General features: G+C 63.6%; 19 protein-coding genes, 2 tRNA genes, 3 rRNA genes and 2 pseudogenes. 7 read left to right on the forward strand and 19 right to left on the reverse strand.

The annotated features are described in order from the left end of the window. Nucleotides 1–197 precede the first annotated feature (197 nt). Nucleotides 198–797, forward strand: coding sequence for a hypothetical protein (locus FPJ27_RS04105; RefSeq protein WP_204420924.1), 600 nt, complete (start codon nt 198–200; stop codon nt 795–797). A 102-nt stretch (nt 798–899) separates the two neighbouring features. Next, entirely contained in the window at nt 900–1,271 is a 372-nt protein-coding gene (locus tag FPJ27_RS04110) for a nuclear transport factor 2 family protein (protein ID WP_204421263.1), read from the forward strand. A gap of 210 nt (nt 1,272–1,481) precedes the next feature. On the opposite strand, the gene rrf is transcribed toward FPJ27_RS04110, so the two are convergent. The 5 genes from rrf to FPJ27_RS04135 form a co-directional block, all read right to left on the reverse strand. Further along, a 5S ribosomal RNA gene (rrf, locus tag FPJ27_RS04115) occupies nt 1,482–1,594 on the reverse strand. A 114-nt stretch (nt 1,595–1,708) separates the two neighbouring features. Further along, a 23S ribosomal RNA gene (locus FPJ27_RS04120) occupies nt 1,709–4,590 on the reverse strand. 303 nt (nt 4,591–4,893) lie between these two features. Beyond that, nucleotides 4,894–4,969: transfer RNA gene (locus FPJ27_RS04125), tRNA-Ala, on the reverse strand. A gap of 41 nt (nt 4,970–5,010) precedes the next feature. Then, nucleotides 5,011–5,087: transfer RNA gene (locus FPJ27_RS04130), tRNA-Ile, on the reverse strand. Nucleotides 5,088–5,150: 63 nt separating this feature from the next. Then, nucleotides 5,151–6,683 (reverse strand): 16S ribosomal RNA (locus tag FPJ27_RS04135). The 16S, 23S and 5S rRNA genes sit together here with 2 tRNA genes alongside, the layout of an rRNA operon. Nucleotides 6,684–7,429: 746 nt before the next feature. On the opposite strand from FPJ27_RS04135, the gene FPJ27_RS04140 reads away from it, so the two are divergent. After that, on the forward strand, nt 7,430–7,900 hold the full coding sequence (locus tag FPJ27_RS04140) for an ATPase (RefSeq protein ID WP_083534151.1): 471 nt from the start codon (nt 7,430–7,432) through the stop codon (nt 7,898–7,900). Nucleotides 7,901–8,088: 188 nt separating this feature from the next. On the opposite strand, the gene FPJ27_RS04145 is transcribed toward FPJ27_RS04140, so the two are convergent. The 10 genes from FPJ27_RS04145 to FPJ27_RS04185 all read right to left on the reverse strand — a co-directional run bounded on the left by FPJ27_RS04145 (nt 8,089) and on the right by FPJ27_RS04185 (nt 19,215). Next, nucleotides 8,089–8,775 (reverse strand): DUF429 domain-containing protein, encoded by a 687-nt coding sequence (locus tag FPJ27_RS04145; RefSeq protein ID WP_204420925.1) that lies wholly within the window; start codon nt 8,773–8,775, stop codon nt 8,089–8,091. Nucleotides 8,776–8,784: 9 nt separating this feature from the next. Continuing rightward, nucleotides 8,785–9,309, reverse strand: a complete 525-nt coding sequence (locus tag FPJ27_RS04150; RefSeq protein ID WP_034182569.1) for an HD domain-containing protein — start codon at nt 9,307–9,309, stop codon at nt 8,785–8,787. 121 nt (nt 9,310–9,430) lie between these two features. Continuing rightward, on the reverse strand, nt 9,431–12,901 hold the full coding sequence (locus FPJ27_RS04155; RefSeq protein ID WP_204420926.1) for a YhaN family protein: 3,471 nt from the start codon (nt 12,899–12,901) through the stop codon (nt 9,431–9,433). A gap of 3 nt (nt 12,902–12,904) precedes the next feature. Beyond that, complete coding sequence (locus FPJ27_RS04160) at nt 12,905–14,155, reverse strand: DNA repair exonuclease (RefSeq protein ID WP_072440320.1); 1,251 nt, start codon at nt 14,153–14,155, stop codon at nt 12,905–12,907. A 54-nt stretch (nt 14,156–14,209) separates the two neighbouring features. Next, nucleotides 14,210–14,326 carry a CbrC family protein gene (locus FPJ27_RS36895; protein ID WP_343300093.1) on the reverse strand — a complete coding sequence of 39 codons (117 nt, stop codon included), beginning with the start codon at nt 14,324–14,326 and terminating at the stop codon, nt 14,210–14,212. A gap of 79 nt (nt 14,327–14,405) precedes the next feature. Then, entirely contained in the window at nt 14,406–14,609 is a 204-nt protein-coding gene (locus FPJ27_RS04165; protein WP_204420927.1) for a hypothetical protein, read from the reverse strand. 161 nt (nt 14,610–14,770) lie between these two features. Beyond that, nucleotides 14,771–15,550, reverse strand: coding sequence for a hypothetical protein (locus FPJ27_RS04170; RefSeq protein ID WP_204420928.1), 780 nt, complete (start codon nt 15,548–15,550; stop codon nt 14,771–14,773). A 377-nt stretch (nt 15,551–15,927) separates the two neighbouring features. Then, nucleotides 15,928–16,470: a hypothetical protein gene (locus tag FPJ27_RS04175; protein WP_034182565.1), complete on the reverse strand. Its 543-nt coding sequence runs from the start codon at nt 16,468–16,470 to the stop codon at nt 15,928–15,930. Nucleotides 16,471–16,782: 312 nt separating this feature from the next. Next, the gene (locus FPJ27_RS04180) at nt 16,783–17,022 is read right to left on the reverse strand and encodes a hypothetical protein (RefSeq protein ID WP_239483145.1); all 240 of its coding nucleotides are present in this window, start codon (nt 17,020–17,022) and stop codon (nt 16,783–16,785) included. Nucleotides 17,023–17,229: 207 nt separating this feature from the next. Continuing rightward, nucleotides 17,230–19,215 (reverse strand): gamma-glutamyltransferase family protein, encoded by a 1,986-nt coding sequence (locus FPJ27_RS04185; RefSeq protein ID WP_072440325.1) that lies wholly within the window; start codon nt 19,213–19,215, stop codon nt 17,230–17,232. Nucleotides 19,216–19,664: 449 nt separating this feature from the next. Here FPJ27_RS04185 and FPJ27_RS04190 point away from each other — a divergent pair, with 449 nt between their 5' ends. Beyond that, entirely contained in the window at nt 19,665–20,603 is a 939-nt protein-coding gene (locus FPJ27_RS04190; RefSeq protein WP_072440329.1) for an integrase, read from the forward strand. 32 nt (nt 20,604–20,635) lie between these two features. Here the strand turns inward: FPJ27_RS04190 and FPJ27_RS04195 are convergent, their stop codons facing one another. The 3 genes and pseudogenes from FPJ27_RS04195 to FPJ27_RS04205 form a co-directional block, all read right to left on the reverse strand. Then, on the reverse strand, nt 20,636–21,115 hold the full coding sequence (locus FPJ27_RS04195) for an RES family NAD+ phosphorylase (RefSeq protein WP_175963970.1): 480 nt from the start codon (nt 21,113–21,115) through the stop codon (nt 20,636–20,638). Beyond that, complete coding sequence (locus FPJ27_RS04200) at nt 21,112–21,567, reverse strand: antitoxin Xre/MbcA/ParS toxin-binding domain-containing protein (RefSeq protein WP_031403156.1); 456 nt, start codon at nt 21,565–21,567, stop codon at nt 21,112–21,114. Before FPJ27_RS04200 ends, FPJ27_RS04195 begins: the two co-directional genes overlap by 4 nt. 324 nt (nt 21,568–21,891) lie before the next feature. After that, a pseudogene (locus FPJ27_RS04205) lies at nt 21,892–21,984 on the reverse strand (catalase); the annotation flags it as partial. Here FPJ27_RS04205 and FPJ27_RS04210 point away from each other — a divergent pair. The 3 genes and pseudogenes from FPJ27_RS04210 to FPJ27_RS04220 all read left to right on the forward strand — a co-directional run. After that, nucleotides 21,983–22,144, forward strand: a pseudogene (locus FPJ27_RS04210) (helix-turn-helix domain-containing protein); the annotation flags it as partial. The pseudogenes FPJ27_RS04205 and FPJ27_RS04210 overlap by 2 nt on opposite strands. 321 nt (nt 22,145–22,465) lie before the next feature. Further along, nucleotides 22,466–22,777: a DUF4148 domain-containing protein gene (locus FPJ27_RS04215; protein WP_204420929.1), complete on the forward strand. Its 312-nt coding sequence runs from the start codon at nt 22,466–22,468 to the stop codon at nt 22,775–22,777. A 320-nt stretch (nt 22,778–23,097) separates the two neighbouring features. Next, on the forward strand, nt 23,098–23,811 hold the full coding sequence (locus FPJ27_RS04220) for a dienelactone hydrolase family protein (protein ID WP_204420930.1): 714 nt from the start codon (nt 23,098–23,100) through the stop codon (nt 23,809–23,811). Between the two features lie 414 nt (nt 23,812–24,225). Here the strand turns inward: FPJ27_RS04220 and FPJ27_RS04225 are convergent, their stop codons facing one another. After that, complete coding sequence (locus FPJ27_RS04225; RefSeq protein WP_072440337.1) at nt 24,226–25,167, reverse strand: LysR family transcriptional regulator; 942 nt, start codon at nt 25,165–25,167, stop codon at nt 24,226–24,228. Nucleotides 25,168–25,441: the final 274 nt, after the last annotated feature.

Below are 25,441 nucleotides of genomic sequence, written 5' to 3' on the forward strand. Positions count from 1 at the left end.
GTGCAGCGGGTGCTCCAACTGCTTCACGGTCCCGGTGCCGCTTGTTTGGGTTCGTTTGCGTTTGACCGCATCGGTCGCCGGCATCGGCATTCCGGTGCAATGCACCGCGTAACTGCCCGCGGCGCTGCCCGGGGCGACATTGCGCCCCGACCCTTCCGGCCACATACTGGTCAGCCTGCGCGAACAAGGTTGCGTCGATGGTGAGAGTCGATCAGGATGCCGCTTCGTTCTTTGGCGTTATCGGAACTGCCGTGTCTTTGCTGGCAGCGATTCCGTACGCGCTCGCGATCTACCGGCGCACCGTTCGTCCGCATCTGTTCACGTGGCTCGTGTGGTCGATCGTCACGGCGATCGCGGCCGCCGGCCAGTTCGTCGCGGGTGCGGGGCCGTCCGCATGGTGCACGGCGGCGATTGCCGTCACGAGCTTCTTGACGTTGGTCGCCAGCATTTTTCGCGGCGAACGCGGCTGGACAGCCATCGACTGGTTTTTCCTGTGCGCAGCCCTTTCGGCCATTCCGCTCTGGATGCTGACCGACGATCCGACGGTCTCGATCTGCCTGGTCACGCTGATCGAGCTTGCCGGTCTCGGCCCGACCGTCCGCAAGACGATCCGCGACCCGTGGAGCGAGAGCCTCGCCTATTTCGCGCTGTGCGTGCTCAAGTACGCGCTGGCGTTGCTGGCACTGAGCACGTGGAGCATCGCTGTTGCGTTCTATCCGGCCGTCAACATCATCGCGTCGATCAGCATCTGCCTGGTCATGCTGGTTCGACGTCAATCGCTGTCGAACGCGCGGTAGGCTCTTTCCGTCGCCGCAGTGTTCGGGACGCGTTGCGTGCTGCAACAGGTCACCGCCGATGAGCGGAACCACAATCCTTCAAAGAGTATGAGAGGCTCCGATATGAAAGCAATCCTGACGGTCATCGAACCCTACGAAACCGCGCTTCGGGCCGCGATGCTCGCCAACGATGTCGATGTGCTCGATGCGTTGCTGGACGACGATCTGGTGTTCACCGTCCCGACCGGCCAGGTCATCTCGAAGAAGGACGATCTGTCCACGCATCGCGCGAAGCTGCTGCGTCTCGACAAACTCGATTTCCTCGAAACGCGGGCATGCGAGATCGGCGAGATGATCCTGACCACAACGAAGGCGACGCTCGTCGGCCGTTTCGATGGCGTGGCATTCGACGGCACGTTTGCCTATACGCGCCTGTGGCGTCGATCGGATACCGGCTGGCGCGTCGTCGCCGGGCATGCATCGCAGATCATGTAACCATCGCCAGATGGGTGAGGGAGAGGGAAGCGAAATAGCTCACCGTATCGCGCTCGAGAGAACCGAGGCGACCGAGACCGACGGTCGTGAGCAGGATTGCTGTTGATGCGATGACGGAGCACGCAATCCGTTGCCCGGCCGCCCGGCATTTTGGCCGCGCCAATGCAAAAACCCCCGCCTGGTCGGGCGGGGGTTTCTGGCTTGAGGGGAGCCTGACGATTACCTACTTTCACACGGGAATCCGCACTATCATCGGCGTAGAGTCGTTTCACGGTCCTGTTCGGGATGGGAAGGGGTGGGACCGACTCGCTATGGTCATCAGGCAAAGAGGGTTGTTGCGTTGCTTCGCAGCGCAACCAATCTTGGAAGAAGCAGTAATCTTGGGTTGTGTGTATCGCACACGAGAATCAACAAGTTCTGTAAGACAGACTTGTTATAGGATCAAGCCTTACGGGCAATTAGTATCAGTTAGCTGAACGCATTACTGCGCTTACACACCTGACCTATCAACGTCCTGGTCTCGAACGACCCTTCAAGGAGATCTAGCCTCCAGGGATATCTCATCTTAAGGCGAGTTTCCCGCTTAGATGCTTTCAGCGGTTATCTCTTCCGAACATAGCTACCCGGCGATGCCACTGGCGTGACAACCGGTACACCAGAGGTTCGTCCACTCCGGTCCTCTCGTACTAGGAGCAGCCCCCTTCAAATATCCAACGCCCACGGCAGATAGGGACCAAACTGTCTCACGACGTTTTAAACCCAGCTCACGTACCTCTTTAAATGGCGAACAGCCATACCCTTGGGACCGGCTACAGCCCCAGGATGAGATGAGCCGACATCGAGGTGCCAAACACCGCCGTCGATATGAACTCTTGGGCGGTATCAGCCTGTTATCCCCAGAGTACCTTTTATCCGTTGAGCGATGGCCCTTCCATACAGAACCACCGGATCACTATGACCTGCTTTCGCACCTGCTCGACTTGTCGGTCTCGCAGTTAAGCACGCTTATGCCATTGCACTATCAGCACGATTTCCGACCGTACCTAGCGTACCTTCGTACTCCTCCGTTACGCTTTGGGAGGAGACCGCCCCAGTCAAACTGCCTACCATGCACTGTCCCCGACCCGGATCACGGGCCAAGGTTAGAACCTCAAACAAACCAGGGTGGTATTTCAAGGACGGCTCCACCGAAACTAGCGTTCCGGTTTCATAGCCTCCCACCTATCCTACACAGATCGGTTCAAAGTCCAATGCAAAGCTACAGTAAAGGTTCATGGGGTCTTTCCGTCTAGCCGCGGGTAGATTGCATCATCACAAACACTTCAACTTCGCTGAGTCTCGGGAGGAGACAGTGTGGCCATCGTTACGCCATTCGTGCAGGTCGGAACTTACCCGACAAGGAATTTCGCTACCTTAGGACCGTTATAGTTACGGCCGCCGTTTACCGGGACTTCAATCAAGAGCTTGCACCCCATCATTTAATCTTCCGGCACCGGGCAGGCGTCACACCCTATACGTCCACTTTCGTGTTTGCAGAGTGCTGTGTTTTTATTAAACAGTCGCAGCCACCAGTTTATTGCAACCCCTTCACCCTCTGCGCGCAGGCGCATCAAGCTACAAGGGCGTACCTTATCCCGAAGTTACGGTACCAATTTGCCGAGTTCCTTCTCCCGAGTTCTCTCAAGCGCCTTAGAATACTCATCTCGCCCACCTGTGTCGGTTTGCGGTACGGTCATCGTTAGACTGAAGCTTAGAGGCTTTTCTTGGAACCACTTCCAATTGCTTCGCTCCCTAAGGAGCTCGCGCCACACCCTTGAATCCTGCGCCCGGATTTGCCTAAGCGCCTTCTCCAATGCAGCGACCGGGACTTCCAACACCCGGACAACCTTCCGCGATCCGTCCCCCCATCGCATCTAACAATGGTGCAGGAATATTGACCTGCTTCCCATCAGCTACGCATTTCTGCCTCGCCTTAGGGGCCGACTCACCCTACGCCGATGAACGTTGCGTAGGAAACCTTGGGCTTACGGCGAGGGGGCCTTTCACCCCCTTTATCGCTACTCATGTCAGCATTCGCACTTCCGATACCTCCAGCACGCTTTTCAACGCACCTTCGCAGGCTTACGGAACGCTCTCCTACCATGCGTGCAAAGCACGCATCCGCAGCTTCGGTATATAGCTTAGCCCCGTTACATCTTCCGCGCAGGACGACTCGATCAGTGAGCTATTACGCTTTCTTTAAAGGGTGGCTGCTTCTAAGCCAACCTCCTGACTGTTTTAGCCTTCCCACTTCGTTTCCCACTTAGCTATATTTGGGGACCTTAGCTGGCGGTCTGGGTTGTTTCCCTCTTGACACCGGACGTTAGCACCCGATGTCTGTCTCCCGTGATTGCACTCTTCGGTATTCGGAGTTTGCTATGGCGGGGTAATCTGCAATAGACCCCCCAACCATGACAGTGCTCTACCCCCGAAGGTGAGACACGAGGCACTACCTAAATAGTTTTCGGAGAGAACCAGCTATTTCCAAGTTTGTTTAGCCTTTCACCCCTATCCACAGCTCATCCCCTAACTTTTCAACGTTAGTGGGTTCGGACCTCCAGTACGTGTTACCGCACCTTCATCCTGGCCATGGATAGATCACTTGGTTTCGGGTCTACGCCCAGCAACTGAACGCCCTATTCGGACTCGCTTTCGCTACGCCTGCCCTATACGGTTAAGCTTGCTACTGAACGTAAGTCGCTGACCCATTATACAAAAGGTACGCCGTCACCCCTTACGAGGCTCCGACTGTTTGTATGCATGCGGTTTCAGGATCTATTTCACTCCCCTCCCGGGGTTCTTTTCGCCTTTCCCTCACGGTACTGGTTCACTATCGGTCGATCACGAGTATTTAGCCTTGGAGGATGGTCCCCCCATCTTCAGACAGGATTTCACGTGTCCCGCCCTACTTGTCGCACACCTAGTTCTTTCATACTGTTTTCGCCTACAGGGCTATCACCTGCTATGGCCGCACTTTCCAGAGCGTTCGGCTAACAATACAAATAAAGAGTGCAAGGCTCATCCCATTTCGCTCGCCACTACTTTGGGAATCTCGGTTGATTTCTTTTCCTGCGGTTACTTAGATGTTTCAGTTCACCGCGTTCGCTTCACATGGCCTATGTATTCAGCCATGGATACTCCAAAAGGAGTGGGTTTCCCCATTCGGACATCTACGGATCAAAGCTCGTTTGCCAGCTCCCCGTAGCTTTTCGCAGGCTACCGCGTCCTTCATCGCCTGTGATCGCCAAGGCATCCACCACATGCACTTGTTCGCTTGACCCTATAACGAGTCTGTCTCTCGACAGTCGTTACAGGTTGAGTTCTCGCGTTGTGCCGTATTCCAATTGAGCCGAACAATGAAGTTCGAATCATCTTGAGATACATCGATACAATCACAACCCGGATAGTTTTCACGTCCATCTCAAGACGCTTCCGCTATCCAAATTACTTGCTTCTTCCAGATTGTTAAAGAACGACAGCCGATATGGTGTTACTCATATCACTCTGACTGGCTCAATCGCCAATGGCAAATGCTCGTCTCACACGTCACTTTCGTGTGATCCAAACGCTTCCCATTGAAGATTGGTGGAGGCAGACGGGATCGAACCGACGACCCCCTGCTTGCAAAGCAGGTGCTCTCCCAGCTGAGCTATGCCCCCATGTATACAGAGACCTCAGGTACCCACATACCGCCAGACAATGGTGGGTCTGGTTGGATTCGAACCAACGACCCCCGCCTTATCAAGACGGTGCTCTAACCGACTGAGCTACAGACCCCTGAGTCTGTCTTTAATTTACAGCCGATAAGCGTGAGCGCTCAACTTCGCGAGATAGCTCTGGAAAGGAGGTGATCCAGCCGCACCTTCCGATACGGCTACCTTGTTACGACTTCACCCCAGTCATGAATCCTACCGTGGTGACCGTCCTCCTTGCGGTTAGACTAGCCACTTCTGGTAAAACCCACTCCCATGGTGTGACGGGCGGTGTGTACAAGACCCGGGAACGTATTCACCGCGGCATGCTGATCCGCGATTACTAGCGATTCCAGCTTCATGCACTCGAGTTGCAGAGTGCAATCCGGACTACGATCGGTTTTCTGGGATTAGCTCCCCCTCGCGGGTTGGCAACCCTCTGTTCCGACCATTGTATGACGTGTGAAGCCCTACCCATAAGGGCCATGAGGACTTGACGTCATCCCCACCTTCCTCCGGTTTGTCACCGGCAGTCTCCTTAGAGTGCTCTTGCGTAGCAACTAAGGACAAGGGTTGCGCTCGTTGCGGGACTTAACCCAACATCTCACGACACGAGCTGACGACAGCCATGCAGCACCTGTGCGCCGGTTCTCTTTCGAGCACTCCCACCTCTCAGCAGGATTCCGACCATGTCAAGGGTAGGTAAGGTTTTTCGCGTTGCATCGAATTAATCCACATCATCCACCGCTTGTGCGGGTCCCCGTCAATTCCTTTGAGTTTTAATCTTGCGACCGTACTCCCCAGGCGGTCAACTTCACGCGTTAGCTACGTTACTAAGGAAATGAATCCCCAACAACTAGTTGACATCGTTTAGGGCGTGGACTACCAGGGTATCTAATCCTGTTTGCTCCCCACGCTTTCGTGCATGAGCGTCAGTATTGGCCCAGGGGGCTGCCTTCGCCATCGGTATTCCTCCACATCTCTACGCATTTCACTGCTACACGTGGAATTCTACCCCCCTCTGCCATACTCTAGCCTGCCAGTCACCAATGCAGTTCCCAGGTTGAGCCCGGGGATTTCACATCGGTCTTAGCAAACCGCCTGCGCACGCTTTACGCCCAGTAATTCCGATTAACGCTCGCACCCTACGTATTACCGCGGCTGCTGGCACGTAGTTAGCCGGTGCTTATTCTTCCGGTACCGTCATCCCCCGGCTATATTAGAACCAAGGATTTCTTTCCGGACAAAAGTGCTTTACAACCCGAAGGCCTTCTTCACACACGCGGCATTGCTGGATCAGGCTTTCGCCCATTGTCCAAAATTCCCCACTGCTGCCTCCCGTAGGAGTCTGGGCCGTGTCTCAGTCCCAGTGTGGCTGGTCGTCCTCTCAGACCAGCTACTGATCGTCGCCTTGGTAGGCCTTTACCCCACCAACTAGCTAATCAGCCATCGGCCAACCCTATAGCGCGAGGCCCGAAGGTCCCCCGCTTTCATCCGTAGATCGTATGCGGTATTAATCCGGCTTTCGCCGGGCTATCCCCCACTACAGGACATGTTCCGATGTATTACTCACCCGTTCGCCACTCGCCACCAGGTGCAAGCACCCGTGCTGCCGTTCGACTTGCATGTGTAAGGCATGCCGCCAGCGTTCAATCTGAGCCAGGATCAAACTCTTCAGTTTAAACCTGTTACTGTTTTCGGTTCTTTCGAACCGGTCGCTCACTCAAAGCTGACAGGAATATGAATCACTTCATAAACCTGACTTACTTTAGTGTGAGACTCTTGATACTTTCGCTATCTGATCCGAAGATCAGCTCGCTTCCATCAAGCGCCCACACTTATCGGCTGTTAATTTTTAAAGAGCATTTCTGCGAGAAACTTCGTGTTTCTCAGCAGCGCCGCGTTTTCAGCAGCAGAGAAGCGAGATTATGAACCGTGTTTCGCAGCTCGTCAACAACTTTTTAACTGCTTCGTTGCGACCGCGGGGTTCATCTTCCTGCGCCAGCCGTGCGCCCAACCTGCTGCACACCACCGACTTCGCTTCCCCTCCCCCGCGCCGCGTTGCCGTTAGCGCGAAAGAGGCGTGATTCTATGCACCCCGCACCCTTCGCGCAAGCCCCTTCGTGAAATTATTTTGAAAAAGCCGCCGTGCGCTATCGCGCACGGCGGCTTGGGGCTCGACGGGCCAAGTGCATCGCAACGCGAACCACCCGCCATAGATACCGGGCAAGCCTCTCTTTCCTCATATATATACGAGGCCGACGGCATGCCGTCCCAGGCGCGCTCCGGATTCGCATCCCCGCCAATCAACGGGCCGCTGGAACGCAACGCCGCGCCGCCCAGCTGCAACGTCGCGCGTTCGTGCCTTCATGGGTTTCGCAACCCTGTCCTGAGGATCGGACAAGGGGGCTCGCGCAGTCGAGTATCATGCCCCGACCGAACCACGTACTCACATCGACGATGGATAGCACCACTCAACCCGGCGACGCCGATCTTCGCGACGAATATGCAGCGCTGCGCGAGCGCGCCATCCTGCTCGAAGAACAGGCCCCGCCGCTTCTGCAACGCATCTCGGATGTATTGCCGCGGATCAGCGGCGAATCCGAACTCGCGGACGAGCATCGCGAACGGCTCATCGGCGCACGCAATGCGGCGCTGGTTTCGATCGAAAACTATCAGCAAGCGATTCCTTTCCTGCAGACGGCCGACTCGATCATCGAGCAGATGGACAAGACACCCGAGCGCGACGAAGACATCGAGTGGCGTGAATCGCTGCTGCAACGGCTCGACGAACTGATCGACGTCGCGGTCGTGATGATCGACGATGCGGAAGGCTACTTCGAACAGGCGCAAGCCTGCGATCTGTCCAGCGTGCCGAAATCCATCCTCGAGGATTGAGCAGTGCCGCTCGGGATCGCGCGGCGCACCGGCGTCATGTCGTGTGCACCCGCAATCCCGATGCGTGCCGACAGACAATCGCTGCCTGACACCTTCGTCGTCAGGCCAGCCACACACACCCCGCAAAAGCTCACCTTTCCGCAACGACAATCCTGCGATCTGCGCCCGCCCGGGGTCGCGCGTCGCATCTACAGTGAGTCGAGCACAATCGTCTCGCTCACGATCGGCACACGGATATACCCCCCCTCTGCATCGCCATACGCATGCGCGCTTCCATCGATGACGTATTGCGCCGTCAGCGCGCACAGGGTCGCGTCCCGCGCATCGACGGATAGCAGCGTCGACACGTCGATCCCCAGACGCGCCAGCAATTGCCGGCGCTGGTTGCGCTTCTGCTTTGCCGACGCAACCGCCTTGCCCAGCATCGCGCAGGTAATCGCGTACGGATAGGTTTCGAAGCTCGCGCGCCCGCCCGCATAGTGCGCGCCGGTCAGCAACGGATACGCATCCGCGAGCGCGCGGTAGACACGCTCTCCGATGAACATCCAGTCGAAGAAGCCCGACGTGCTTGCGACCGCCTGCTCCCGCGACGGCGTCGGAAAGCACGAGATCCGTTCGCGCGCGAGCGCCTGTTCGGCCGCCCGGTGCCCGCTTCCCGCCCACCACAGGCTCGGCGCGTCGACGCCAACGGCCACGACGTCATGGGCGAGGCACAGCGCAGGCAACGCCTCGGGCGCGATCCGCCGTTCGCGGCAGACAACCGTCGACCCGCGCAGGATCACGAGATCGCACAGCTTCCTGTCGCCCCCGACGTCGACACCCGCCACGGCAGCCGGTTGCCGTGCGACGGATCCGACGGATCGGGCCGAACGCATGCGGGCGCCTCAGTCCGCGGGCCGTGCGCCGTACGCGGCGTCGAAGATCGCCTCGAGACCGGGATGCACGCCGCGCATCGGATCGACAACCGACTTCGCCCAGTCGAAGTACGCCTGCTTGCGCTCGAGCGGCCAGTCCGCAGGCGGATGCCGCGCGATGTCACGCAGGTTGCAGATCTTGTCGGCCAGCTTGACGAGCTTCGCGCGCCGGCTGATGGTCGCCGCATGCTCGACCTGCAGGCGCTTGCGCTCGTCCTTCGGCAGCGACTTGTCGTCCGTGACTTCCATCACGATGTCCGCCACGTCCTTGCCGAACAGCCGCAGCAGTTCCTGCTCGGTCGTCTCCGTATCCTCGACCGTGTCGTGCAGCACGGCCGCAACGATCACGCGTTCGTCCTCGACGCCGGCTTCGTTGGCCAGCACGTCGGCGAGCGCGATCGGATGATTGATGTACGGCGACGCTTCTTCGTCCTTGCGCCGTTGATTGCGATGCTTGTCCGCCGCGAACGCGATCGCGGCTACCAGCTTTTTCATGTTCCCCCCTCGTGTGGCCAGTCCCGCGACCGGCAGAACCGGTCGCGTGCATTTCGGAACCGCACATACTACCTGCACGCGATGACCCTTCCCGTGTGCCGGCATCCCTGCGCGCCCCGCATCACGCGCCGGCCGGCGCGCGCTGCAGCTCGACCACGTTGACCCGCGCGCCGAATACGTCCTTCACGAGCGGCAGCAGGTGATCGTGGTGCGTCAGGAACAGCACCTGGGTTCGCGTCGACAGATCGCGCAGCGCGTCGAGCCCGGCCTTCGCGCGCGCGTCGTCGAAGTTGATGAACAGGTCGTCGGCAACGAACGGCAGCGCGGTCCTGCTGCCGAGCTGCAGCTCCAGCGCCGCGATTCGCAGCGCGAGGAACAGCTGATCGCGCGTCCCTTCGCTCAACCCTGCGACCTCGACCGACGCCCCCTTTATCCGCCGTGCATACAGCGCGGGCGGCGTTCGTTCGGTATCGACGGTGAGCTTCGCGAACTCGCCCAGCGTAAGCCCGGCGAAGATTTCGCCCGCCCGCCTGAGCATTGGCCCCTGCTTCTGGTCGCGATAGCGATCCGTCGCCCACTTCAGCAAGCGGCTTGCGGTGGCCGCCTCCAGATACTGTTCGGCCGCGTCGCCCATCGCCGCGAGCGCTTCCTGCCGCTTCGATTCGGCGACGGCCGCGTTCGCCTGGCCGTCGATCGCGCCGAACGCCTGGTCGGCCACGACCTGCTGCTGCGCGAGCTCGTTCAACCGCTTGCCGACATCGCCCAGCGACTGCTTCACAGCCTCCAGACGCGCCGGCACGTCGGCGATGTCCTGTTCCGCAACCTCAGCCTCGACGGCCGAACGGGACAGCCCGTCGCCGTCGCGCACCAGCGCCTCGTGCGCGGCATCGACCGCCTGCCGAAGCTGGCGCTGTCGATCCGAGCGTTCGGCCAGCGGCAGCGCCGCGTCGATCGACGCCACGCCGGCCAATTGAAGCAGCGGCTGGATACGCGCATCGGCGCCCGCCACCGCGGCGGCCGCATCCGTGACCTTGCCGTCGGCCTGCCGCACGGCTTCGTCGGCACGCTCGATCGCGCGCGCGATTTCCTTTGCGGCCGCGAGACGCATCGCCAGCCTGCGTGCAACGTCCGGCCAGTCGCCGCTCGCCAGCCATTCCGGCGCGAGCGCTTCGGCAAGCCGCCGCGCGCCGGCCTCGAGCGCGGCCAGCTCGGCGCGGATCGCAGCGATCCGGTTGCGCGGCGCATCCGCATCGGCCAGTTCGGCCGTCACCACATTCGCGAGCCCGAGCGCGCCTTCTGCCGCTGCCAGCGTCACCGCGCTCGCGGAAAGTTTCGCGTCGGCCAGCGCGTCGCGCCATTGCGCGTGCCACGCATCGTAGGCTGCTTGCGCATGGCCGACTCGCGACTGCGCCGTTGCGCAACCGCGTTCGGCTTCCCGCGCGCGGTCGTCGAGGCCGTCCTTCTGCGCGATCGCTTTCTCGGCCGACTGCACGAACGTCTCGGCAATGGCGACGAGTGCCGCCAGTCCGTCCGTCTCGCTGCCTCGCGACACCGTATGCAGCGCCGAACGCAACGCGGCTTCGGCACCCACGCGCGCCGCGCGAATCGTATCGAATTCGCGGCGCTGACGATCGAGATCGGCCTGCGCCGCGAACACCGTATCGCGCTTTGCGAGCCAGTCGCCCATCGCCGCCAGCGGCATGCCGGGCACCGCGGCCGTCATCGCGAGCTCGGCCCATGCGTCGCGATGCGCGGCCAACTCGCGCTCGCGTTCGTCCGACGCAGCCTGCCTGCGCGCCACACCGGCACGCGCGGATTCGACCTGCTGACGCAGCGACTGCAGCGTCGCCGCCGCCTGCGTGGCGCCGAGCTGCGCATCGACGAGTTCGTCGGCCAGGCGAATCGCGTCGTCGACCGCCGGTGCGCCCGTTGCCAGATCGACGGCGCCGCTGCGGATGTCGCCCCATGCGCCGTCGCGTCGTGCGCGCGCCGCCAGCACGTCGGCGGTCGTGACGACCTTGTGGTTCTCCGCGAAATGCTTCTCCTGCAATTCGAGCCGCTCGAGCTCTTCGAGCGCGCCGTCCCGCGCGTCGCGCGCGGCAGCGGCCGCGCTGGCGCGCTCACTGTCCTCCTTGAGCAGCGCGCCGAGCCGCGCCGCCGACGGCACGTCGAGCGCGCGCAGCGTGTCGACCGGCATGCGCCACTGGCCAAGCGCATCGAGCGCGCCGGACAGCGTGCGCCCGGCGGCAGCGATTTCGTGTTCGAGCGCCTGTTCGCGCTGGCCGCTGTTGCGAAAGCCTTGCGCATCGGCGAGCGCCGCGCGCAGCGCTTCCGGCACGTCGGCGGTCGACAGGCGCGCCCGTTGCTCCTGCACCTGCGCAAGCTCGCGCGTGCGTTCGTCGAGCGATTCTCGCGCGCCGGCGAGCGCCTGGTGCAGCGCGCCGTGTTCGCGCAGCAGGTTCGCGACGGTCTTCAGCGACAGCGCCGTCGGCAGCGACGCGCGCAGCGTCGCTTCGTCCGTCGGCCAGCCGAGCTGCGCGGCGGCCGAAAACGCGGCGGACAGGTGCCGCTCGACGTCGGCGCCGAGCAGCAACAGATCCTGCGCGTGATTCATACACGCGCCGCGCAGCCGGTCGAGCGCTTCGATGTCGGCTTCGAGCGCCAGCGTATCGGCGTCGGCATCGATCGCATCGCGCGCCTGCCGTTTCGCAAGCAGGTCGGCACGCCGTTCTTCGAGCACCTTCTGTTCGGCCGCGAGATCGCCCTGCGCCTTCAGCAGGTCCGCATACGCGGTCGGCGGCAACTCGACGACCGCGCCCAGTTCTGCCAGCGCCGCATCCTTGACCGTCAGCTCCTTCAGGTACGGCGCCAACCGCCGAACGCGCTCGAGCTTCGAGCGCAGCGATTCGAGCCGGCGCTGCTCCACCCGCGCGTGCTCGATCTGCTGTTCGACCGCCTCGCGCGCGTCCTTGCGATCGACCCAGTCGCGCGTGCGCACCTGGACCGTCTTCAGTTCGGTCACGGCTTCGTTGAACGAGGTTTCTGCCAGCGCAAACGCGCTGCCGCTGCGGCGCGGTGCCCAAAGTTCGACCGAACGCGCGTCGAGTTCCTCGCGCACCGGCCCGAGACTGCCAACACCGGCGGCCGATTCGAACAGCACCTGGCCGAGCTTGTCGGACGCGTCGAGAATGCTGCGGCCGCCGTCGACCAGCCGCCCGTGATCGAGCCCGAACATCTGCTCGAAGAATTCGCGCGTCGCGCCGTCGAGGATGGCGGCCAGATAGTCGTCGGGAAGTTTGTCGTCGGCAGGCGTGCGCAACGGACTGCGTCCGCGCGCACGGTGGAACGCGAACTCGCCCGTGCCGTTCTCGAGCACGCCGCCGATCCGCAGTTCAGGCGTGCTGTGCAGGAAATCGAGCGGCGTCTGCAGCTTCATCCCGAACAGCAACTCGGACACGGCCGTGCGGATCGTCGACTTGCCGGCCTCGTTCGGCCCGACGATCACATGAAAATCCTCGCCGGCCGACGGGAACCGCAGTGTTTCGTCGGTGAATTTGCCGTACTTGATCAGATCGAGCTGGCTGATGCGCATCGCTTACTCCCCCCTTGCCAGCCGCGCGAGCAACGCGGGACCGACCTGCTCGACCAGCGCCGTGAGCTCGCCCGCGCGCGCCATCGTCAACAACGGCACTTCCTCCTTCACGTCGCTGCGGACCTTGCCGACGAACGGCTTCAGGTCGCGTTCGAGCAGCGCGAGGAAATCCGGATCGTGCGCGGCTTCGGCCAGGATCTGCTTCAAATCCTCCAGCGCTTCAAGCTGCTCGCTCTCGCCCTGCTGATGATCGGCAGCGGACGTCGCGAGCCGGACCTTCTCCAGCCACAGCCGCTCGTTGCCGATGATGCCGATCTGGTTCAGCACCTCCGCACGCAACTGCGGCGCGCGGCCGAAAAAGAGCCCATGCGCGGGCGTGCGCCCCGTGACCGTCACGCGCACCGCGCGCGGCACGTGGCCGTCGACGGTCAGCAGCGCCTCCAGCGACTGGCCGATCTTTCTCGACAGGTCGGCGACCGTGAAGCAATCGGATGCGTCGACCGACACGGCTTCCCAACGAAGCACGTCGAGATACAGGCGCTCGACCTGCGTGCGGCCTTGCTCGACCGTCACGAGCACCGCGCCGCGGCGCCCCGTCTCGCGGATATGGCGCCCCTGCAGGTTGCCCGGAAACACGACGGTGGACGGCCCCGTCCATTGCTGGAATTCGTGCACGTGGCCGAGCGCCCAGTAGTCGTAGCCCTTTGCGTGCAGTTCGGCCAGCGTGCACGGCGCATAGTTCGCGTGCGCCGCATAACCTTCGAGCGCCGTGTGCAGCACGCCGATGTTGTAGTACCCGGGCACCGGGTCCGGATAACCGATCGCGAGATTGTCGACGACGGCCTTGTCCTTGAAGCTCTGCCCGTGCAGCGCGACGTCGAATTCCGGCAGCTTGTGGGTTTCCGGCTTGCGATGGCCGAACACGGTGACGTTGTCGGGCAGCGTCAGCTTCTTCGTCATCTCGCTTTCGGCATCGTGGTTGCCGCCGAGGACGAATGCGCGAATGCCGGCCTTGCGCAGGCGCCCCATCTGCTGGCCGAAGAAGATGCCCGTGTTGTGATCCTTCCAGTCGCCGTCGTACAGATCGCCGGCGATCACGAGGAACGCCACTTCCTCTTCGATCGCGCGATCCACGAGTTGCCGCAGCGCCTCGCGCGACGCGTTGCGCAACTGCGCGGCCGGCGCGTCGGGATACGCGCTCAGGCCGTGCAACGGGCTGTCAAGGTGAATGTCTGCCGCGTGGATGAACTTCACGAAGATTCCTCTGTTTCATGACGAAGGGCGGCGCCGCTCGCGCAGGCCCGGCCGTCAATCGCAAGCCTGGTAGCCGCACGCATCGCCACAGCACACGCCCCGCGCGTCCGACCGGATCACGCTGCCGGTTGCCAGCGGGTCGGGATGGTACCTGAAAGCGGGTAACGACATGGGGTTCTCCGTCGGTCTGGATGGTGGAGAAAGCACGCGATGCGAATTCGAACAGCCATTGTGCCGTGGCGCGACTGTCTTACCGTGGAACCTCGACTTCGGCAAACGTGCCGCTCATGAAACGATAGACGCGATGCGTTGCGCCGTCGTGCGCGAGATATTTCCACCGGATATCGCTGCCGGCCGGTGCGCCGCGCCCATTCGATCGCATGGCCGTTGGCGGGACGCACCGATTCAGGCGGCGGCGTTTGGAAACCAACAGCGCCAGCGCCGCTGTCTTCAATGCAACCGATATCGTCCGGCGGTTTCGTATTCGCATGGATCGCGCGGGATCACAGCGGAGTTCGTCATATGCGCCGGCGTGCCACCCGGGCATTACCGTTTCCGGATCGCGCCGCGTGCGTCGTTCGTCGCGACGAACGCGGCGCGATCCGCTGCATGCCGTCACTCGCCGCGCGGCACCGGCGGCGGCGCAAAGCCGTTGTCGTTGCCGGGGAACGGATTCGCGTTGCGGCGCAGCGCTTCCTCGTCGTTCTCCTTCTGCGCGAACAGCGCGACGCCGATCACGCCGACGTTCGCGGCATCGCCGTACTTCGAGTTCGCGACATAGCTGTCAGGTACCGCCGCGAAGCGGAACGCGGCGACTTCGTCGCGGCTCTTGCGGAAGCCCTCGATCGTCAGCGTGCGGCCCGGATACAGCACGTAACCGCCGTTCGTATAGCTGCCCGGCCGCCCTGACAGCACGTCGAGCCCGTCGACCGTCGACACGACTTCGAACGTGCGGCGCCCCTGGTTGCGCAGCACGATCATGTAGCGCGAACCCTCGACACCCGCCATGTGCCAGCGGCCGTTGCTGCGCGCGAGGCGCAGCGGCGCGCCCTTCTCGTCCGTAAACGACAGCGCGATGTCGCCGTTCGCGAGCGCGACGCGGGTCGGCAGCCGGCGCACCTGGGATGCGGGAAGATGTCCGGGCAGCGCGTCGTTGTAGTAGACCGACGCGAGATCCGTCGGCTTCGCCGGATCCGCGCGTTCGAATTCGACATTGCGGGTTTCGGATCGCACCGACTCGCCCCACGCGGTGCCGAGCCCGCGGCGTTCGCTGGCGTCCGGAACCAGCGGTGAAGCCGCAGACGCGCCGATACTGCCTGACGGCGGAGGCGGCGCTGCGCAGGCCGCCAGCCAGAGCGCGCAGGCGAGCGCGAGAAGACGGAACAGGATGGTCATGACGTGATGCCTCGGAATGTTATCGGGCCGCGCCGGGCTGGCCGGAACGGCGTTTTGGTGTCGTCTGTCGTCACGATGTCGATCGGACATGCTTGCCCGCGTCGGCCGGCGCTGCCATCGCGGCGGCCCGGCAACCGGGAGCCCCGCTATTTAAGCATGGCGGCCGGGCAATGGGCAGGGGCCGCGCGCGTCGCCTGTCGCGGGCTCGTGCCGGGGACATCCGGTAGCGCACGTGCCCATCGCGCCGCCGGATTCGCGGCGAACGCCGATGCATCGCCGTATTGCGAGGAACGTCGAACGGCGTGCCGTGTGCGCCGATAAAAAAAACGGCCCGGCCCGCTTCGAAGCGGGCCGGGCCGTGATTGGATGCGTGTTGCTTACAGCGCGCCGCCTTGTGCCGAAGCCGAACCCTTCACGCCGACCGATGCGCCGCCCTGCACCGAATTCGTCGCGCCTTCGAGCGCTTCGCCGGCCTTCGCCTTCGCGCCGCCCGCAACATCGCCTGCCGTCGACACCGCGCCTTGCGCGTGGCTCTTTGCGGTGCCTGCGACATGCTTCACGTGCGACTTCGTCGAGTGTACGGCCGAGGCCGCGGCATCCTTCGCCGTACCCGCTGCCGAACCCACCGCCTGGGTCGCGCCGCCCACCGCATTGCCGGCTGCCGCGCCAACGCCGCCGACCGTCTTGCCGACGCCGTTCAGCGCACCGCCAACGAGGTTGCCTGCGCCCGAACCCGAGCCTGCCGCATTCGCGCCGGCGCCAGCCTGCACGCCCACGCCGCCGCCGAGCAGCGGCGTCTGAACCTGTGCGCCGACGCCTGCGGAACCCTCTGCGCCGGTCTGGGCCGTCTGTGCGAAAGCAGCCGACGTCGCCATCGCCGTCAGAGCGGCACCCAGCAGAATCGTACGAATCTTGTTCATGGTCATTCTCCCCAAAGACGTTGTTGCTGCGGGCCGCGTTCGTGCGGCTTGTCGCATGCCTCGCCGCGACGTGCGGCAGGTGGAGCTAATGTAGCGGCGCCGACGCGCAAAACGATTGATTTGCGGCGACTGTTACTTCAGTTGCAAATGCTGACGATTGACTCACACTGTTTGACAATCGGGGGCTTGAGATGGGAAAGACGGCGTACTTGCCGACGAGCAGGCGCGAACCCGACGGCATGCTGCACGGGTCGCCCCGCGATCACGCTTCACCCGATCGCCGCGCATCGGGAAACCACGAACGTGAAACGGCTAGCAGGGGAACCAGCCGTTTTTATAGGTATTCCAAAGTATGTGTGTCGACCGGACCTCGGTGCGGCGCGACAACCGGCGCCTCGCGATCGATTCGATATCGTCGGACACGCACGCCGCCGCTCCGGCGTTGTCCGATGCGCCGAAGGCGAGCTTGAATGCCTTTTCCCGCAATGCGTCTACTGCCGGCCTGTCGATCGCCGTACCCGGATCGTCGTCGATCGCATCGAATGCCGCCATCCACTGCGCATCGAACGGCTCGGCATCGCGACTGTCCAGCGCGCTGTCGCAATCGACACCGCCGAGGAAATCGAAACGCCTGGCACCGACAGGACTGCGTCCATTTCAAGCAGACGCGCGTGCGTCATCGCAGCCCCTTAAAGAAACGCGACCCCGATCGCCTGTCGGCAGATACAGGCAGATCGGGGCCGTGCGCGTTCCGCCCGGTTACGGCCGGAACGTATCGCCGAGCACGACGCCTTCGCGACGCGGATCGGTACCGCCCTGCAACGCGGGCGACTGGCCGACCGTCACGCGCATTACGGTGTTGACGCCGCTCGCCTGCGCGGACGTCGACACCTTGTGCCCGAGCGCGAGCAGCCCCGTGATCAGCGGATCGTTCGCACCGTTGTTCGCCGCGTTGACGTTCGGATGCTCGCCACCGATCGTGGTCGTCGGGCTGTTGCTCGCGCCGAAATCGACGAGGCCCGCGGACTGCTGCGCATCGAGCCCCCAGTCGAGCGCGCCGACCAGCGTCTTGACCACGTATTGCGGAATCGTGCCGCCGCCCGGCGAACCGGTCGCCATCACGAAATCGCCGCGCGAGCCGTCGGCGGCCTGACCGAACACGATCGTCGGCGCCATCGAGCTGCGCGGCCGCTTGCCCGGCTGCAGGCGGTTGGCCACCGGATTGCCGGCGCTGTCGACCGGGTTCGCGGAAAAGTCGGTCAACTGATTGTTCAGCAGGAAACCGTTGGTCATGTGGAACGAGCCCATGCTCGACTCGACCGTCGTCGTCGCGCTCAGCACGTTGCCGTCGCCGTCGACGATCGTGAACTGGTTCGTGCCGTGCTCGATCAGCGTCGTGTCGACGCCGAGCGGCACCGCGCCGAAATTGCCGGGCTGTGCGGTGCCCATGCTCTTGGTCGTGTCGATCAGCGCCGCTCGCGATTTCAGGTACGGCTTGTTCAGCAGCGTGTCCCACGTGCCGCCCGGCAGCGGCACGAAATCCGTATCGGCCACGTACTTGTCGCGGTCGGCATACGCGAGCCGTTCGGCCTCGGTGACGAGGTGCACACCCGCGACGGTCGGCTTGCCGCCCTCGAGATCGATCGCCGTCGGCTTCAGCGACTTCAGGTCGAAGTTCTCGAGAATGCCGAGCGCCGCGGCGACCGCGATGCCGCCTGACGACGGCGGCGGCATCCCGCACACCCAGTAGCTGCGATAGGTCGTGCATACGGGTTCGCGGCGCTTCGCCTGATACGCGGCCAGATCCGCGACGGTCGTCTTGCCCGGCGTGAGCGTCGAGCCGTCCGCGCCCTTCGTCGTTGCGATCTTCGCGACGATGTCCTGCGCGATCTGCCCGGTGTACAGTGCATTCGCACCCGACTGCGCCATCAGCGTCAGCGTGTGCGCGTACGCGGGGTTCTTCAGTACGGTGCCGAGCGTCTTCGGCGAGCCATCGGCATTCAGGAAATACGCGGCGGCCTCGGGGTCGCGCTTCAGGTTCGCGGCGTTTGCCGCGATCGCGTCGGCGAGCCGGCCGCCGATCGGGAAGCCGTTGGTCGCGAGCGTGATCGCATCGCCGAACAGGTTCTGCCACGGCAACCGGCCGTGATCCTGCTGCAGTGTCTCGATGAGCCGCGGCACACCGATCGTGCCGATCGAGCGGCCGCTGGCGCGCGCGTTCGGCAGCGGCGCCGAATGGTCGGTCGTGTCGTCGACGTAGCGCAGGTAGTTCTCCGTCGCGGCGGCCGGAGCGGTTTCCCGGCCGTCGTACGCCTGCAGCGTCTTGCCGCGCGCATCGTAGTAGAGCAGCACGCCGCCCGACCCGAGGCCCGTCGCCTCCGGCACCGTCAGGCCGAGCACGGCCTGCACGGCGACCGCCGCGTCGGCGGCCGTGCCGCCTTTCTTCAGCACCGCGCAGCCGGCAGCGCTCGCGTAAGCGTTCGACGTCGCCACCAGGTAGGTCTTCGCATAGACGGGCTTCATCCCGGTGCGATAACCCGACGACGCTTCCGGCAGCGACGGATCACCCGGCTGGTTCGAGCCCACCACAACCGTCGCGCCGCTGTTGTCGACCGCGAGGCAGCTCGTATCGGTCGAAGGTGCCTGCGTGCGCCCCGCTTCGTTCTCGACGTCGCCGCCGCATGCCGTCAGCAGGGCAGCCGCGAGCAACGCGGACGCATACGGGAAAATCGCTGTTCTGTTCATTGTCTGTCGATGTTCTTTTAGGTCGTTGCGATGGACATCGCGCTGCCTGCGACCCCCTCGGTGCACAGGCAATGCGTTCGATAGTCCCACGAACAAATTTTTTTCCGCAATAAGGAAATGACGCGACCGGTCGTTGTATGTGCAGCGCCACCGCGCCGGCTTGAGGGTTCGCTTGCTGCACTGCATCGGCGCGCGCAGGTCCTCGACCCGCGTCAGCGCGTTGTCGAAATCGCGCTGGCCACCCCGCTCGCGCAGGCAATTCCTGCCGCCGTGGTCAGTGGCGAATGGTTCGGAATGTGGATGTCGAAGCAATGGAACGGATGCGCGACGACGGTATCGACGAGACGCGTGCCGCGCACTGATGCGCCGGTTGCATTGCACGGGCCGACCGGATTGGAATGGACATCGGGACGATTGCCGGCGTCACCGCGTCCGGCTATAAATCGTGGATGGATACGAATCGCTGGATTCACGATCCCGTCGGCGCCTTTCGCGCATGGCAGGAAACCACCGCGACCGGCGCCGGCCGCCGGCCGTTCGCGCCGCGCTCGGTCGTGCAGCACGTCGCGATGTTCGAACGGTTCCTGCGCCATCTGATCGCGCACCGCGTGTCGCTGGCCACGTTCGGGCCCGACCACGTCGCAGCCTTCCTGACGGAGCTCGAACGCACGTGCGCGCCCGGCACCTCGACCCGCGTGCGTTACGCGAAGCTGATCGACCGGCTGGGTCGGCATCTGGTCGACACCGGCGTGCGGACGATCCATCCGGCCGGCCGGACGACGCGCCATCTCGCGTGGCCGGACGGCGAGCCCGAGCCGTGCTACCTGCCGCCCGACGCCGACGCGGCGCTGCAGCGCCATGTGCAGCCGCGACCGGACGACACGCCGGCCGACTGCCGGAATCGCGCGATCGTCGCGCTGCTGCTTGCGAGCGGCATCACGTCCGCCGAGATTCGCGCGACGACGCATGACGCGCCCGATCTCGACGCGCTGCCGCCGGCGCTGTCCGTGCCGCGCGATCGCGCGCGGCCGGCGCGCCGGATCGAACTCGCCGCGTTCGCGCTGGCGCCGCTCGCCGCATGGCGTGCGTGCTCGGCAGACGCACCGGCATCGGTACTGCTGTTTCCCGCGCCGCGCGGCGGTGGCGCGATGAACGACATGTTTCTGCTGCTCGTGGTGCGCGACGCGCTGACCTCGATCGGCTTCCACGCAGCGGACATGAGCCCGCGCGTGCTGCGCAACACGTATGCGCGCCGCCAGTTGCTCGCCGGCCACACGCACGCCGATGTCAGCGCCATGCTCGGTCTCGTCAGTACGCGAACGATCACGCGCATCCGGCAGACGCTGCCGCCCGATGCGGCCGCGGATCGCGCCGCGCACGAGCGCTGAACCAGCTCACGGCACGGGCCCTGTTCTTTTTTCTATTCGCCCGGCTTCGACTCGATCAGCCGCAGAATCCGGGTGTCGTACGGCGATTGCATGACTTCCGCGACGCGGATCTCGGGCGCGGCCGGATGCAGCGGATTCAGCAGGAAGTTGTGCGCGTGCGGCACGACGACACTCGGGACGCGCAACAGCGCGCTCGGCTGCGTATGCAGCCACTCGGTGCCGGCGCTGCGGGTCCAGTCGACGTTCGTTTGCCAGTCGTCCGGCGCGTCGCCTTCCGCGATCTCGGCGACGTCCACCGATTCCGGCACCTCGATACGAAGCAACTGGTATCCGCTCGGCAATTGCGCGACGGTGGCGATTTCGAAATGCACGAGCGTCTCGAGCAATGCGAGTGCCGGATGCTCGGCGAGATACACGACGGGCTGTCCGGCAAAATGCCAGCGCCCGCCGGCGCGCAACCCGCCGATACCTTTCAGGTCGGCGTAATTGCTGATCCGCCACAGCGTCATCAAGCGAAGTACCCCTCGTCGATCTGCGTGAGGACCTCTTCGACGAGCCGCGCGCCATGCTCGGTGCTCGCCATGTCGAGCGACGTGCGGCCGCCGAAGCGCTGAAGCCCGTTGCGCAGCCACGCCATCGCCTTGTCCTGGTCGCCGAACGTGGCCGTCGCCTGCGCGACGATGCGCGCGAGGCGAATCGCCTTGTCGGATTCCTCCGGCGACAGGCGTTCGTGCGCCTGGCGACGGTGGCTCAGCGTGCGGCGCGGGATGATGAAGGCCAGCTCGTCCGATTTCAGCCCGCGCTCCGACAGCCGGTCGATCACCGAGACGTCGACACGCGCGCTCGCCAGCTCGGCAAGATCGGCACCCGATCGGACACGGATCGCCAATAGCTGCTCGAGAATCGTGAATTCGGCCTGACGCGGATGCGCGACACCCGAAGGATGAAAAGCGATGGTGCTCATGACCTCTCTCCGGCAATTTGCCCAATCATTATAGGCGTTTTGCCGATGACTTGTGGGGGCGGGTTGGGAGAGCCGTGGTGGCCTGTCCGTCAAGCGTCGGCGAAGGAGCCAGCGGATGTGGCCGGCTGTCTGGCAGCAGATTCCGGCGATTGCGAATCGAAGATTCGCCTGGGTGAGGCGATGCAGTAATTCAGTATATAAAGTTAGAGAAACATCTGGTGATTGTTACGTAACAACTTTTTTACTGACTTAAGGCGATTCCGCCCTCGGCGGTGCTCGCGAGGCGTTCTCGATCACGCTTCGACGAAGCGTGGCCGCTAAGAGACACTTCGGCGCGTTCACGGGAATCTGATTGAAATTGACGCCGAGACGGTAACGCTGCGCATCGCCGGCGAAAAACAGGCGCGCCTGCAATACGGCGGCTCGTCATTTGCTCGAGAACACGCATGACACGCAGAAGCAGGTCGCCGCGAAATGCGGCTTCGCGAATGTCGATACGCTCAGGCGGTCATTCACCCGGCACGTCGGGGTCACGCCCGCCGAATATCGGAAGCGTCAGGCGGCCCCGGCCAAGTGACGCGGAAGTGCGTGAGCCACGCCGACCATCTCGCCCAAATACTTCGGAATGCGATTCAATTGATCGTCACGCGGCCGCTGGTCGATCGATCACATCGAGACCCGAACGGCTGCGCCTTACGCCCCGATGCAGCGCGAACCGACAGGCCCTCCGGCATGCCGCAATCACCAGACAAAAACGCCAATCCCCGCGGATCGTTTACCCAGTTGCAATAATTATTCGCTGGAACGCGTATTTCCGACCGGTAACGCGATCGCTACGATGCAATCAACCGCTGAACGCAACAAGCGAAGCGCGAAATCAACGAAACCGGAGGTCATCATGAAGTCGTTCATCTACGCTGTCGTCGCCGCAACCGCCCTGTCCGCCTCGTATGGCGCATTCGCACAATCGAACCCGTCGGGCCAGTTGACGCGTGCCCAGGTGCGCGCGGAACTCGTCCAGCTCGAACAGGCCGGCTACAAGCCCGAAGTCTCCGATCAGTACTACCCCCGCGCGCTGCAGACGGCACAGGCCCGCGTAACGAACGCGGATGAAACCGGTTACGGCGCACAAGCCGCCGCCGGCGTGCGTGCCGGCCGCACAATCGCGGTCAAGCAGGATGGCCGCGACTCCGTGTATTTCGGCCAGTAAGCCCGACGCACACGGCGCGTTCCGATCCGCGCGCGGCAAACGAAACACCCCGCTCCCGTTCATCGGGCGCGGGGTGTTCGCTTTTCGGTGATCCGCTCCGTGACCGGATCGCGACCGTCGACCGACACGCCCCCGCCGATCGCGCGCCGCGCGGCGCCGTTCACGCAGGCGGCCGGCGTTTGCGCATAGAATGGCCGCGTGGTCGGTGTCGGCCGAAACGAACGCGAGCGAAACCACGACGCCCTGCATGCCCGATCGTCGCCGCGCCCGCTGGCCGGCCCGCTGCCGTACTCATCGCATTTTTGAAAAGGAGCGGTTTCATGTCTCAAGCATCCGGTTCCATGATCACGTTTCGCCGCCCGGACGGCCAGGAACTACAGGGTTATCTCGCCAGGCCGGAAAAGACCGAAGGCGCGCCCGCGGTCGTCGTCATCCAGGAATGGTGGGGGCTGAACGACCAGATCCGCGGCGTCGCGGATCGCCTCGCGCGCTGCGGCTACTTCGCGCTCGTGCCCGACCTGTATCGCGGCAAGTCGACGGTCGAGGAAGAAGAGGCACACCACCTGATGACCGGCCTCGATTTCGGCGACGCCGCATCGCAGGACATTCCCGGCGCCGTCACATATCTGAAGACGTTGGCTCCGCGCGTCGCGGTGACGGGCTTCTGCATGGGCGGTGCGCTGACGCTGTTGTCGCTGCAGTTCGCCGACGCGGACGCGGGCGTCACGTGGTACGGCTTCCCGCCGCTCGACTACCTCGATCCGGCGAAGCTCAACGTGCCGCTGATGGGCCACTGGGCCACACAGGATGCATTCTTCGCGATCGACCAGGTCGACGCGCTGGAAAAGAAGCTGACCGATGCGAAGGTCGGTGTCGAATTCCATCGTTATCTCGCGCATCACGGATTCGCGAACGAAACGGCCGTCGGCACCGGCCGCATCGCCGGCACGCAGTTCGATCCAGTATGGTCGCAAATCGCGTGGGATCGCACGCTTACGTTCTTCGGCCGCACGCTCTGGGCGAAGCCGCAGTAATACGCGATCGACGCGCTCGCGATAAGCCGACGCAAAGAGAAACGCCACGGACTTTCATCCGTGGCGTTTTTGTTTGCCGGGTACCGTCGAGCGGCGTGGCGGCCGGCCGTACGTGTACCCGCTTCCGGACGACGTCGCGCTGCCGTTCCGCCGTTGAGCGAATACTAGGCCGGCTGCACCGCCGCGCGAACGCGATGAAGCAGGTCGAACCGATTCCAGGAAGTTTGAACCGCGCCTCGAACCAACCATGTTCGATATCGAAAGCAAGCGATTTCATAAGGACGTGCTGGTTGCCGGGGGCGTCGTTTACCGGGTCGATCGCGATCGCATCGTCGACGTCTACCTTAAATGCAGGACTACGGATTATTTCATTTTCCGGAGCAAAACGCGCATATGAACAGCGGCAGTGCCGACTCAGGATTTGCAGGACACGTTCAGCGCGGCCTCGTCGGCGGACAGCATTTCGGGCACGCATTCGCGCAGGAAATCGATGAACGTGCGGATCTTCGCGTCGAGATACTGACGCGAAGCGTACAGCGTGTAGACCGTCAGCTTCTGTAACCGGTATTCGGGCAGCACGCGCACCAGCGCACCGCTCGCGAGCGCGGGCAGTGCGGACGACATCGGCAGCGAGCCGATCCCGAGGCCGGCGCGCAGTGCGGCACCCAGCGCATCGGCGATGTTCACCTGGAAATCGGGCAACGGCAGGTCGAACGTCTCGTGACCGTCCGGGCCGTCGAGATGCCAGCGATCGCGCGGGAACACCGGCGTGACGATCTGCAGGCACGCATGCCCTTCGAGCTCGCGCACCGTGCGCGGCGTGCCGCGCTCCTTCAGATACGCGGGCGACGCGCACAGCACACTGTGCACCTCGCCGAGCCGCTGCGACACGAGCCCCGAATCGGGCAGCTCCGTCGTGCTCAACTGCAGCGACACGTCGTAACCTTCGTCGATGATGTCGGGCACGTGCTGCGACAGCGTCAGCTCGACCGCGACCGACGGATAGCGCTGCCGGTAGCGCACGACCGCGGGCACCACATAGGCCTGGCCGAAACTCGTCGTCGCGTGAACGTGCAGCCGTCCGGACGGCTTCGCCTGTGCGTCCGCCGCCTCGGCTTCCGCTTCGTCGATATAACCAAGGATGCGCTGGCAACGATCGAGATAGCGCTGCCCGGCGTCGGTCAGCGCGATGCGGCGCGTGCTGCGGTTGAGCAGACGCGTGCGCAGATGCGTTTCGAGCTGCGCGACAGAACGCGATGCGTATGCCGTCGTGATGTCCAGGCGCTGGGCCGCGCTCGTGAAGCTGCCCTCCTCCGCGACCCGGACGAAAATGCGCATCATCTGTAACGTGTCCATCGGCCTGTCCCCGGGATTGAGATCACGGCGCGCCGCCGTGCGGCCGTGGTGCCGGCGGCTCCGGCGCAGGCCGGTCTGGCGCGAATCGTGCGGAACAGTACAGCAGCGCTGCAGGCGTGTCCAGTTCGCCGTGTGCGGCGTGATCCGGACGCCGAATCGTATCGTGGAGCCGCCCTTCGCGCCGCATCCGGGCCGGGCGTGTACGCGATCGAACACGCCGGCATGCAAACTACATCGGATCGGCAAAAACTACCCGGCGACCACGACGCCGATC

Source organism: Burkholderia sp. MS455 (genome assembly GCF_016899445.1).
Lineage (GTDB): Bacteria > Pseudomonadota > Gammaproteobacteria > Burkholderiales > Burkholderiaceae > Burkholderia > Burkholderia pyrrocinia_C.